At 58.3% G+C, this 12,947-nt stretch carries 5 protein-coding genes; all 5 read left to right on the plus strand.

The features are described from left to right. The first annotated feature begins 33 nt into the window (after nucleotides 1-33). The 5 genes from PYK22_RS01600 to PYK22_RS01630 all read left to right on the plus strand — a co-directional run bounded on the left by PYK22_RS01600 (nucleotide 34) and on the right by PYK22_RS01630 (nucleotide 12,939). Nucleotides 34-3,369: a TonB-dependent receptor gene (locus PYK22_RS01600; RefSeq protein WP_041973453.1), complete on the plus strand. Its 3,336-nt coding sequence runs from the start codon at nucleotides 34-36 to the stop codon at nucleotides 3,367-3,369. Nucleotides 3,370-3,435: 66 nt separating this feature from the next. Next, nucleotides 3,436-5,427: a DUF4962 domain-containing protein gene (locus PYK22_RS01605; RefSeq protein ID WP_041973455.1), complete on the plus strand. Its 1,992-nt coding sequence runs from the start codon at nucleotides 3,436-3,438 to the stop codon at nucleotides 5,425-5,427. A 298-nt stretch (nucleotides 5,428-5,725) separates the two neighbouring features. Further along, on the plus strand, nucleotides 5,726-8,551 hold the full coding sequence (locus tag PYK22_RS01610) for a M16 family metallopeptidase (RefSeq protein ID WP_041973457.1): 2,826 nt from the start codon (nucleotides 5,726-5,728) through the stop codon (nucleotides 8,549-8,551). Between the two features lie 805 nt (nucleotides 8,552-9,356). Continuing rightward, nucleotides 9,357-9,776, plus strand: coding sequence for a FixH family protein (locus PYK22_RS01625; RefSeq protein WP_157770607.1), 420 nt, complete (start codon nucleotides 9,357-9,359; stop codon nucleotides 9,774-9,776). 19 nt (nucleotides 9,777-9,795) lie between these two features. After that, nucleotides 9,796-12,939, plus strand: coding sequence for an efflux RND transporter permease subunit (locus PYK22_RS01630; RefSeq protein ID WP_041973464.1), 3,144 nt, complete (start codon nucleotides 9,796-9,798; stop codon nucleotides 12,937-12,939). Nucleotides 12,940-12,947 lie beyond the last annotated feature (8 nt).

Genomic DNA, 12,947 nt, shown 5'->3' on the forward strand with positions numbered 1-12,947 from the left:
GCCATCAAGAGCGAGAAGCGAAAGGAGGTCGCCATGACAGTTAACGTTATCAGAAAAACGCTCGCCCTCTCAACGCTCGTCCTCTGCGTCGCCGCGCTGGTCAGTCCGACTGGCGCTCAAAGCTTTACGGCGACCGTCGTCGGGCAAGTCACGGACCAAAACGGCGCGGCCATCCCGGGCGCGACCGTCACCATCACGGAGCGCGCTACGGGACGGACGCGCGCGACCGTAACTAACAGCGACGGTAACTACACCATCCCACAGCTTCCGCCCGGACGTTACGATCTGCGCATCGAAGCGGCGAACTTCCGGCCTGTAATCCAGCCGGATCTCGTCCTCGAGACGAACAAGACGCAGCGCGTGGACATCGTCTTGCAGGCGGGCGATGTGCAGGAGACGGTCACCGTGACGGGCGAGGCCCCTTTGATCAATACCGACACGTCAAGTAAAGGTGAGGTGATCTCGCCGCGGCAGGTTGAGGATCTACCGCTCAACGGGCGAAATTTTACGGACCTCGCATTGCTCGTGCCGGGCATTTATCGCCGTCCTTCCGATGACGATCAAGGTGAGGGTTTTGCCACTTCCGGCACGCGTACCGACGCGACCAATTTCATCCTCGATGGCGTCGTCAATCGGTCCGATCGTAATGGCTCGGTCGGCGTGAATACGAGCGTCGATTCGATCCGCGAGTTCAAGGTCGAAACCTCTACTTATTCGGCGGAATATGGACGCAACGCTGGCGCGCAGATTATCGTCGTTTCGAAATCGGGCACCAACGAGTTCCACGGTTCGCTCTTCGACTACTTGCGCAACGATATCTTCGACGCGAACAACTTCTTCACCGCACCTGGCGAGAGCAAACACCTGCGACGCAACCAATTCGGCGCGACCCTCGGTGGACCCCTCCCGTTCTTCAACTTCGGTGAAGGAGGTCCGGTTTTCAGGTCAGGGCGCGATCGCACTTTCTTCTTCGTCTCGTACGAAGGGACGCGCGAGCGCCGTTCGGAATCGGCTTTCGTGACGGCGCCGAACGCGGCTTGGTTGCGTGGCGATTTTCGTAACGTGCGCGGGCCGGGTAAAGATGGCATTTGGGGCAACGCCGACGATACGAACCGCGTGCTCTGCTTGACGAAGACGGGGCAGAAGGTCGAGTGCCCGACGCCCAACGTCATTCCGCTCGCGCCCGATCCGCGTTTCCCGAACATCGTCGCTGCCAATCCGGTTTCGCTGCAAATTCTCCGATTTGTTCCGGCGGCTAACATTCCGGGCACGCTCGATGGCTATGCGGCGCAGGGTTTGAATCGAACGGACCGTGACCAATGGCTCGCGCGCGTGGACCATCGCTTTTCGGCAAACAACAGCTTCTATGTACGCTATGCGAACAACTGGCGGACTGGTTACGATCCGTTCCCATCGAGCCGGAATTTCTATCCCGGCTTCGGTCGCGATGTGGACTACAAGTACAACAATTTTGCGTTGAGCGACACTCATGTCTTCTCGCCGCGCGTCGTCAACGAGGCGCGTTTCGGCTTTTACTTCCAGAAGAATCAAAATCTCGGCCAGAATCGCGCCACCGATTACGATGCTCTTTTCGGCATCCCGGGGCTCACTCCCGGTCCAGCCTATCAAGGCTTTCCGTCGATTCGCATCGATGGTTTTTCGGAGTTCGGCGATCGTCCGAACGATCCGTTCATCTACAACATTCGCACCGGGCAATTCTTCGATGTCGTGAACGTCACGAACGGCAACCACAATCTCAAACTCGGCGTTGACATCGTGCGCGCGAACTACGTTGAAGCGGACGTGCGCAACATCCGCGGCGATTTTCGTTTTCGCGGACGGAATACGAATCCTTCGGGAAGCGCGGCGAGCGGCTTCTACGCCTTTGCGGATTTTCTGTTGGGATTGCCCGATTCGACGCAGCGCCAGATCGGTGCCGAACCGGCGGACCTGACCGGTTGGCAGTACGCCTTCTTCGTTCAAGATGATTGGCGGATCAGGCCGTGGCTGACGCTCAATCTCGGTTTGCGCTACGAACTGCAGATGCCGCTCGAAGAGGCTGGCGGGCGGCTCGCCAACTTCATCCCCGAGCTGGGCCAAGTCGTGCTCTCGGGCGATCCAAGATTCCCGAAATCGCTCATCGACGCGGACAAGAACAACTGGGGGCCGCGCCTCGGTTTCGCGCTGCGTCCGTTCGGCAACGATCGCACGGTGATTCGGGGCGGAGGCGGCATCTATTACAGCCTTGAAACCTTCAACGTCATACGGCAACAATTGGCCGTCGCCTATCCGTTCGTCATACGCGAGCAGTATTCGCGCCTGTCGAGCAATCCGCTACTGCTCAGTTTCAATAATCCGTTCCCGCAAGGGCGCGGTGGGTTGGTTGGGTTGAACACGCCGATGGGGATCCCGGTCGATTACAAGACACCGGAGATCTATCAGTACAACTTGACGCTCGAGCGCGAGCTTGCGCGCGATCTCGCTTTCGAGATCGGTTATGTCGGAAGTCAAGGCCGTCATCTCGGCATCCGCTACAATCTGAATCAACCGTTGCCTATCGGGCTGAATCCAAATGGAACGTTGGTCACGCAGCGCACCTATCCGCAATTTGGCGACATCCAGTATCAAGATCAGGTCGCTTCTTCGAATTATAACGCGCTGCAAACTTCGCTCCGGCGACGCGCGCGCAATGGGTTGACCTTGCTCATCTCTTACACTTTTTCGCGTTCGATTGACACTTGGTCGTCGACCAATAATTCGACGACCGGTGAACAGGAATATCCGCAGGACATCAGGAACTTGCGGGCCGAGCGCGGGCTATCGGACTTTCATCGCAAGCATCAATTCTCGGCAAGCTTCAATTACGAGCTGCCTTTTGGGCGCGGTCGCGCCCTCCTTTCGGATGCCTCGGGCCTGGTCCAGGCGTTCCTCGGCGGATGGCAGATCAATGGGATCTTGACGCTGCTTTCCGGAAGACCGTTCACGCCGCAGTACAGCGCGCCTGACGTTGCGAATCAGCGGCCAGATCTGGTCGGCGATCCATACGCGAACATCCCGCCCGGCCTCTTCTTCAATCCGGCCGCTTTCCGTCGGCCCGTCGCGACGCCTGCGGATCCGGACCTGTTCGGCAACGCTGGGCGGAATATCTTGATCGGACCGCCGTTCAAGAATCTGGACCTATCGTTACATAAGGTCTTCCCTTTAGGGGAGAGGTTCAAGTTGCAATTCCGCGCCGAAGCCTTCAATGTCACCAACCACCCGAACTTTCAGATACCGGTCTTTCGTCTGGATCTGTCGAATGTCGGGCAGGTGACGCAAACGGCCAACGAAGGGCGCGAGCTTCAATTCGCGCTTAAGTTGCTGTTCTGAGCTCGACAATCTTAGCCACGAGGCTCGTCCGACGATGCGCGATAGAGGAGGTCAAACGCTCATCCGATGGTGAGGGATTTGATAGCTTTGCTGGTGATCTCTTTTTTGCTCTTTTCGAGTCGTTCGTTTCCGCAGGATCGCTACGAAACTCTTGGACCGAAAGATAATCCGGCCAGGGCGAGTCGTCGACCGCACCCGCTTGAAGAGCTGATGCGGACGCGCCATGCAACGTTGCGCCCGGAGTTGCGCGGCGTTCATCCACGAGTTTTTGTCACGGAAGAGGAGCTTGAGCTCCTTCGCCAACGCGCGCGCACGACGCATCGCGAGTTGTGGCAACGCGCGCTGTCGCAGGTGCGCGCTTTGCGGCGCGACCCACCGCCCGCTCCGGCTCAAGAACGGCGCGCGCAGAACGAGGTGGGGATAGGGATCGCCGAGGCCGCTTTCGCTTACAGGATCGAAGGCGATCCGCGCCTGCTCGCCGCCGCGCGCAAGTATATGGAAGCTGCCGTAAGCTACGACGTGTGGGGTTATTACTACAACAAACCGAACGTGGATCTCGCCGCCGGGCATCTCCTTTATGGGCTCGGTTGGGGATACGATCTGCTCTATCACGATCTGACGGAGAAAGAGCGCGCGCGTTACCGCGATAAACTTATCAAGCAGGCCCGTCTGCTCTTCGATTACTACAAGCCGAAACCGGGCCGCACCTACTCGTACAGTCAGAATCATGTTTTCATTCCGATCGCTGGTCTAGCTGTCGCCGCCTATGCGCTTTACGACGAGGTCGAAGATGCGCCCGAGTGGGCGCGTCTGGCGCGTGCCATTTACGATCGCGTGCTTGCTACGTACACGCCAGATGGCTACTACTATGAGGGGTTCGAGTACTGGGTATTTGCGACGCCGTGGATCATCCACTATTTGGATGCGCATCGGCATGCGACCGGCGAAGATCTTTACGATCAACCGGGCTTGCGCGCGATGCACAAGTACGTAGCCCACACGATGTTGCCATCCGGACGCGACATCTTCGATTTCGGCGATGCATTCGAAGGGCCGCTTACGCGCTTGCGACGCGGCGAAGATCATCAGCGCACGCATCCGGGTGGCCATCTCCTTTCGAACTACAACCTTCTCTATGCGACGGCGGCGCGCTTTCGTGATGGTGAAGCGCAGGGCGTCGCAGAGTGGCTGCGCAAGCTCGGACAGCTCAACGCGGAGGATTTCTGGTCACTCATCTGGTATGATCCGACGGTGCAGCCTGTTCCGATCGAAAAACAGGCGCGTTGGCACTATTTCACGGATCATGAAGTAATCTACTGGCGAAGCGGTTGGAGCAAAGAGGCTGTGGCCTTCGCCTTCAAGTGCGGTCCGCCCGAGGGGCATCACGCGGCGGAATTGTTGAAGAGATTTTCCGACTGGCACCTGTCGTCAGGTCATGCGCACCCGGATGCTGGAAGTTTCATCATCTATGCTAAAGGACGATACCTTACTGGAGATTCTGGTTACGCCGGCGTTCCGCTAACGGCGCATCATAACACGGCGCTCGTCGATGGCCGCGGGCAGGCGCGCGAGGGTCGAGGGCATGATGCGTTCAGTGGAGTGCCCTACGATTTGCTAAACCGCATCAGAATTCTCGAGGCGAAGTTGGGCGATAAAGAAGTCGTGATTCGCGCCGATGTCACATCAGCCTATATGCCTGAGTTGGATCTTCTTCGCTTCGAGCGCGAATTCCGTTTCTCGGCGGAAGGCGGCTTTCGGATTATCGATACGTTGCAGCTAGCCAAAGCGCACGTGATCACCGAACTCATCCATGCCGATGAAACGATCATGCCCCTTGGGGATGATCGTTTCGCGATCGGGGGCAGCGATGCGAAACTCATCGTCAGCGTCGAGGAACCTAAGACCGTGCGTTTCCGCATCGAGCCCAACATCGTGATTGCGGCCGGGCTGCCGGGTTCCGTCGATAAGGGGGAAAGGCAGGAGCGGGGGCAGCGATTGGCCATCTCCAGCGCTGGCCCGGTGAGGGACATTCGCTTCGCGCTTTCTCTTAAGCTGTGACATGGACGATCGCATCATCAACAATTCTCGCGTTCGTGTGTGACGACCGGAATCCCATCTGCCTGCAGTCCTAGACGGTCGATTGCGAACGGTTGGCGAGAGAGCTAAAATCCTCATCCGGCTCTACTCACCTTATCGTTTTTAACGCTGACCGGCGTGACGTCATCCGACAGCGCGAGTTTTGCGCGAATCGCCACGCTCGACAGGAAGGAGGGGTACCATGAGGGGCAGGCGTTTAGCATCCATCCTATTGGTTTGGGTTTTGATTCTCTCCAGCGTTTCAGCGCAAAGAGGGAGCATGAGACGGAACACAGGTGCGACTTCAGGGAAAGCGGAGGGCGCGCGCGTCCTACCGCCGATCCGTTACACGGAGTTCAAGCTGCCGAATGGGTTGCGGGTCATTCTGCACGAGGATCATTCGACTCCGATCGTCGCCGTCAACGTGTGGTACCACGTCGGTTCGAAGAACGAGGTTCCGGGCAAGACCGGGTTCGCGCATCTTTTCGAGCACATGATGTTTCAAGGATCGAAGAATTACGACGATGATTATTTCAAGCCGATTCAAGAGGCGGGCGGCACGTTGAACGGTTCGACCAATGCCGATCGAACGAACTATTGGGAGGTTGTCCCTTCGAACTTCCTCGAATTGGCGCTCTTCATGGAGGCCGATCGCATGGGCGGTTTGCTCGATGCGCTCACGGAGGAGAAGTTGAACAACCAACGCGAGGTCGTCAAAAACGAGAAGCGCCAGAATTACGATAACCGTCCCTATGGCTTGGTTTCGGCGCGAATCGCCGAATTGATCTATCCGCCGACGCATCCGTATCACTGGTTGACGATCGGCTCTTTGGACGATCTGAACGCCGCTTCGATGGAGGATGTCAAGGCTTTCTTCCGTCGTTTCTACACGCCAAATAATGCCAGTTTGGCGATCGCGGGCGATTTCGATCCAGCGGAAGCGCGCCGTCTGGTCGAAAAATACTTTGGCCCGATTGCGCGCGGTCCAGAGGTGAAGCCGGTCTCCGCTCCGCAACCCCATCTCGATCACGAGATACGCGAGACGATGCAGGATCGCGTCTCGCTCGCGCGCATCTATATGGTTTGGCATTCGGTTCCGCAGTGGACGCCAGATGATGCGGCGTTAGACATGCTCGCGCGCATTTTGGGCGGGGGGCGCAGTTCGCGGCTCTATAAATCGCTCGTCTATGAGCGGCAGATCGCACAGGATGTGTTCGTCGCTAATCTCTCGCGCGAGATCGCCGGTCAATTCCAGATAGTCGCAACCGCCAAGCCGGGCAAATCGCTCGCCGAGTTGGAGCGCGCGATCGCAGAAGAATTAGCGAAGATCAAAAGCTCTGGCCCAACGCGCGAAGAGATGGAGCGCGCCTATAACGTCATCGAAGCCAATTTCATCTATGGGCTGCAGACGGTGGGCGGTTTCGGCGGCAAGAGCGACCAGCTCAACCAGTACGCGATCTTTCTCAACAACCCTGGATACTTCGAAGAGGATTTGGCCCGATACCGGCGCGTCACAGCGCAAGACGTGCGGCGGGTCGCCAATCAGTATTTGACCGACAAAAGGTTGGTTTTGAGCGTTGTTCCACAGGCACAGCGTCAAGGGGCGAGGAGGGAAGCAAAGGAAGGCGCGCCCGCGGCGGACGGGACTGTGAAGAAGGAGGGCGGCGTGGGCCAGAGCGCACAGGCCGCGATGGCGAAGCTGCCACGCCCCAAACCTGATCCGAAATTCAGTCTGCCGCCGATTCAGCGGCGTCGCCTTTCCAACGGGCTTGAGGTCTTAGTGGTCGAGCATCATGAGTTGCCGCTGGTCCAGATGAATCTGGTCGTCAAGACCGGCGGGGCGGCTGATCCGCAGGATAAGGCGGGGCTGGCCAGCCTGACAGCCGATATGCTCGATGAAGGGACGCGGACGCGCTCGGCTCTAGAGATCTCCGATCAGTTTGCGGCGATCGGAGCGCAATTCAACATCGGCACGGGCTGGGATGCGACGAGCGCGAATCTTTTGACTCTCACGCGCCATCTGGATCGCGCTTTGGATCTGTTTGCCGACATCATCACGAATCCGGCGTTCCCGCAAAGCGAGCTCGAGCGGTTGCGCGCTCAACGTCTCGCGTCTTTCCGCCAGCGCCGCGACAATGCCGAGGCGATCGCCCAGATCGTTTACGCTGCGCTTCTCTATGGGCGCCATCATCCATACGGCCATCCGTTGACGGGCGATGAAGATTCGGTCAAAGCGATCGGTGTTGACGACGTGCGCCGGTTCTATGAGACATACATGCGTCCGAACAATGCGGCTTTGATCGTCGTCGGCGATGTCACTCCGGCGACCATCATCCCCAAGCTCGAGCGGGCGTTTGCCAACTGGAAGCCGGGCGAAGTGCCCAAAGTCAACATCCCGCCCGTCGCGCCACGCGATCATGCGGCGATCTATCTGGTCGATCGCCCCGGTGCAGCGCAGTCAGTCATCCAGATCGGGCAAGTCGGCGTCGAACGTTCAACGCCGGATTATTTCCCTCTGCTGGTTCTCAACACGATCCTCGGCGGGCAGTTCGTCTCGCGCGTCAATCTGAACTTGCGGGAAAGCAAAGGTTACACGTATGGGGCGCGGACCGCGTTTGATTTCCGTCGCGGCGCTGGTCCATTCGTCGCTTCCGCTGGGGTCTTCACCGGCGTGACGAAGGAGTCCGTCGAAGAGTTCTTGAAAGAGTTGCGCGGCATACGTGGCGAGATCCCCATCACGCCGAATGAGCTGGAGTATGCTAAGCAGGCGCTGATTCGCGGTTTCCCGCGCGGTTTCGAGACCCCAGGGCAGATCGCCGGACGTTTGGAAGATATCGTGCTCTACGATCTGCCGGACGATTACTTCAATAACTACATCGCGCGCATTCGCGCCGTGACGCTCGATGACGTGAATCGCGTGGCCAAACGTTATCTTGATCCGTCGAGGATGGCGATCCTCATCGTTGGGGATAGACAAGCGATCGAGCCGGGTCTTCGTTCGCTCAAAGAGATCGGGACGACGATCACCTTCGTCAATCCTGAAGGGCGTGTCGTCGCGGGCGAAGAGAGCGGTGCGAGTCGTAGCGGCGAAAAGTCAGCGCCCTGATCGAGTTAGGGGGGCGCAGACCGACGCGCCCCTTACAAACTGAATGAGGGATTGCGCGCCTCTTCTTCAGCTAAGGATTCTTGCGAAGTTGCGGCGCGTTTGCACAGTTGAACGTTAAGCGACCTCATGTGGTATGATTTGGGCTGCTCCACATTGTCGAGGGCGGTAAGCTCAATGAAAGGGCGCAGGGCGCGGAAGCGGCACATGGAAATCCTGCTCATCGCGGCCTTGATAAACGGCGCGTTGTTGGGCAGTTCGTTGACTTTCGCTGATCGGGCTTGCAGCTGCTGTGAGGTCGCTTATTCATGTCAGAACGGGCCGCTTGCCTTCGGAGCGCGTTTGTGCTGTCTGTTCTATTGTTCGCAGAGCGGCGAGCACGCTCAATCGAGCGGTTGCCAACTTTCACGGTTGGCTGTTTCCACTATCCATCAACAAAGCGAGCGCTCCTTCCACCTTATCTCGGATGGCGATGCACGGCGAATCGAACGCGCCATCGCGTTGAACTCCCGCCCTCAATACATCCTCCATCTCGCGCTTCTCATTTAAGGTCATCTGGGCCGTAGTGTGTCCACATGTTGGGCGGTTCTCAAAGCGCTCGTTGAGCTGGACGGTTGGGAAGGGCGCGAGAGTCCGTAGCGTGTGGGCCGCTGATCCGATCGATTGGCGATTTGAGAGCTTTCAGTCTGATTCTGATTTGCAATACACAGCGACCGCTGATCCGATCGATTGGCGATTTGAGAGGGCCGGTTTCCGGCTCGGAGGATCGCCGTTCAGATATAAGACTCTTCTTGCGAGGTGAATGAAGATGCGGAGGTCTATTTTGGCGACTTTGATCTGTTCGATTGGCGCTGCGCTTCTCATCGCGTGTGGTTCGGATGCGGACACGGGCAAGGTGATCAAAAGCGCAGCGGCGGGTAACGGTCTAACGGTCGAGCTGTCGAGCGCGAGCGGCGCGCTTAAGCACGGCGAGCAGCAGTTCTACCTCATCTTCAAGGATAGCACTGGAAAGACGGTGGATGTCGGCGCGGTCGCGCTCAATTTCTACATGCCTGCGATGGGCACCATGCCGGCGATGAACGATCGGGCGACGCTGACGACGACCAAGCGGCCCGGCGTCTATCGCGGCGAAGTCAAACTCGAGATGGCCGGCGAGTGGCAGGCGCAGATCACTTATGAAGGACCAGCCGGGAAGGGAAGTTTATCCTTCCCCGTGATGGCCCAGTGATCTGTTGAATGGGTCTGTCATGATCGATCGTTTAATCGAGATCTCGTTGCGCAATCGAGCGCTGGTGCTCATCCTCTATGCGGGGATAGCGCTCTGGGGATTTTGGGCGTTGCTGCGCACGCCGATCGACGCGATCCCGGATCTTTCGGATAATCAAGTCATCGTCTTCACAGATTGGCCCGGACGTTCGCCTCAGGAGGTCGAAGATCAGATCACTTATCCGCTTGTCACCAACCTTCAGGGGTTGCCCGGCGTCCGTGCCGTACGCGCCAGTTCCGCTTTCGGTTTTTCGATGATCAACGTCATCTTCGAAGATGATGTTGATCTCTACTGGGCCAGGACGCGCGTTCTCGAGCGCTTGAATCTTCTCACCAAGCGTTTGCCGGCGGGCGCAACGCCGACGCTGGGACCCGATGCGACCGGCGTTGGGCAGATCTTCTGGTACACGCTCGAAAGCGATGAGATGAACTTACGCGATCTGCGCACGTTGCAGGACTGGTTCGTGCGTTACCAATTGAATTCCGTGCCCGGCGTCGCTGAGGTCGCCAGCGTTGGCGGTTACGTGAAGCAGTATCAGATCGATGTCGATCCGAATAGGCTGCGCGCTTACGATATTCCTTTCTCTCGGATCATCGAAGCGGTCCAGCGGGCGAACAGCAATGTCGGCGGTAACGTCATCGAACAAGCGGGTGAGTGGACGGTTGTGCGCGGTCTCGGTTTGATCGAGTCGCCTGCGGATATAGAGCGGATCGTCATCGGTTCAGCGCATGGCACGCCGATCTACGTGCGAGATGTCGCCGAAGTCAGAATCGGCGACGCTTTTCGCGCGGGCGCGCTTGACAAGAACGGCCATGAAGCGGTCGGCGGCGTCGTCATCGCGCGCTATGGCGCGAACGCGCATGAGGTGATCGAGGGGGTCAAGCGAAAGATCGCAAGTTTGGAGCAAGGGTTGCCGAAGGGCGTAAGGATTGTACCCTTTTATGATCGCACGGAGTTGATCGATCGCGCGACCGACACGCTCAAACGCGCGCTCATCGAAGAGATGCTCTTGGTCACCGCAGCCCACATCATTTTCCTTGCGCACTTCCGCTCGATTCTGATCGTGACGATCCCGTTGCCGTTAGCTGTGCTCATCGCGTTCCTCGGCATGTACTACTGGGGCATAGGATCGAACTTGATGTCGCTCGCGGGGATCGCGATCGCCATCGGCGTGCTCGTCGATGCCGGGATCGTCGTGACGGAGAACGCCTTTCGATCCATAGAGCGACAGCGGGTCGATACGCGCGATCGCCGGCGCGTATGGCAAACGGTTTTGGATTCGACTCGTTTGGTCGGACGTCCGATCTTCTTCTCGATGGCGATCATCATCTTCGCTTTCCTTCCGGTCTTCGCTTTGACGGGGCGCGAGGGGAAGCTGTTTCATCCGCTCGCTTACACGAAGACTTTCGCGATGGTCGGTTCGACGGTCATCGCCGTCACCCTTGTTCCGGTCCTTTGCACCATCCTTTTGGGCGGGAGAGTTCATGCCGAAAAGGATAACCCCGTGATGCGCGCGTTGCAGGCGATTTATCGCCCATTGCTTCGTCGGGCGTTAGACCATCGCGTCTTGACCATCTCATTGGCCGTCGCGCTGTTTGTCGGCGCGATCTGGCTTGCGCGAGGGATCGGCACGGAGTTCATGCCGACGCTCGATGAAGGTGATTTGATGTATATGCCTGTGACCGATCCGGCCATTTCGCTCGACGAAGCGTTGCGCATCTTGCGCCGTCAGGACCAGATCTTGAAGAGCTTCCCGGAGGTCGAGTGGGCCGTGGGAAAGGTCGGGCGGGCTGAGACATCGACCGATCCGGCGCCGGTCAACATGAACGAGACGATCGTTCATTTGAAACCGAAAGATGCGTGGAGACCGGGCATGACGCGCGAAAAGCTGATCGCCGAGATGGACGAAGCGCTGCGGATGCCCGGCGTGGTGAATATCTGGACACAGCCGATCATCAATCGCATCGAGATGCTTTCGACCGGCATCCGTTCAGAAGTGGGCATCAAGATCTTCGGCGAAGATCTAAGGACGATCGAGGATCTCTCGCGCCGCATCGCCGATCTGATAAGGACGATTCCCGGCGCTGCGGACGTTTATGCTGAGCAATTGAGCGGTGCGCCTTATCTTGACATCGAAATCGATCGCCAAGCGGCGGCCCGTTATGGGATCGATCCGCAAACGGTTCAAGATGTGATTGAGAACGGGATCGGCGAAACGGTCATCTCAACGACCATCGAAGGGCGACGCCGTTTCCCGATACGCGTTCGCTACGCCCCGGAATTCCGCTCGACTCCTGAGTCGATAGGGCGGATCCCGATCGCTTCGCCATCGGGTGCGCCCATTCCTTTAGCGGCTCTTGCGTCGATCCGGCGCGTCGAAGGACCAGCGATGATTCAAAGTGAGAACGGACTTCTTCGCGGCACAGTGTTGTTGAACGTGCGCGGGCGCGATGTCGGAAGCTTCGTGGAGGAGGCGAAGCGCATTATCGCGGAGCAGATCAAGCTGCCGCCCGGTTACTATCTGGAGTGGAGCGGACAGTATGAGTATCAGCAACATGCGCGTCGGCGCTTGCTGATCGTCGTCCCTCTTACCATCGCCATCATCTTCTGTTTGCTCTACTTCACTTATGGCTCGGCGCTCGAAGCGGCGCACGTTCTGCTTGCCGTTCCGTTCGCGTTGACGGGGGGCATCTATCTGCTCTGGTTACTTGGCTATAACTTCTCCGTCGCCGTTTGGGTTGGGTTCATCGCGTTGTTCGGCACAGCGGTGCAAACCGGGGTCGTCATGGTCATCTATCTGCAAGAAGCCGTCGAACGCAAACGCCGTGAAGCCGGTCATCTGACGCGCGCATTGTTGGTCGAAGCGGTGATGGAAGGTGCGCTGCTCCGTTTGCGTCCGAAGGTGATGACGGTTTCGACCGTCATCGCGAGCTTGCTCCCCATTATGTGGAGCGCGCGCGCAGGGGCGGAAGTGATGAAACCGTTGGCGACGCCTGTGCTCGGAGGGATGGCGTCAAGCTTGCTCCATGTGCTCATCGTAACGCCCGTCATCTTCTTTTGGTTGCGCGAGCGCGAATTGAAGAGGAGGCCCGTTCTCGCAGAGAGAGCTGAGGCTTTACGATAAAGCGAGGG

The sequence above is a fragment of the Pyrinomonas methylaliphatogenes genome (assembly GCF_000820845.2).
GTDB classification, from domain to species: domain Bacteria; phylum Acidobacteriota; class Blastocatellia; order Pyrinomonadales; family Pyrinomonadaceae; genus Pyrinomonas; species Pyrinomonas methylaliphatogenes.

Coding starts and splice junctions, on each gene's coding strand:
- PYK22_RS01630 (WP_041973464.1), top strand. CDS start 9,796: ATGATCGATCGTTTAATCGAGATCTCGTTGCGCAATCGAGCGCTGGTG.
- PYK22_RS01605 (WP_041973455.1), top strand. CDS start 3,436: ATGGTGAGGGATTTGATAGCTTTGCTGGTGATCTCTTTTTTGCTCTTT.
- PYK22_RS01600 (WP_041973453.1), top strand. CDS start 34: ATGACAGTTAACGTTATCAGAAAAACGCTCGCCCTCTCAACGCTCGTC.
- PYK22_RS01610 (WP_041973457.1), top strand. CDS start 5,726: ATGAGACGGAACACAGGTGCGACTTCAGGGAAAGCGGAGGGCGCGCGC.
- PYK22_RS01625 (WP_157770607.1), top strand. CDS start 9,357: ATGCGGAGGTCTATTTTGGCGACTTTGATCTGTTCGATTGGCGCTGCG.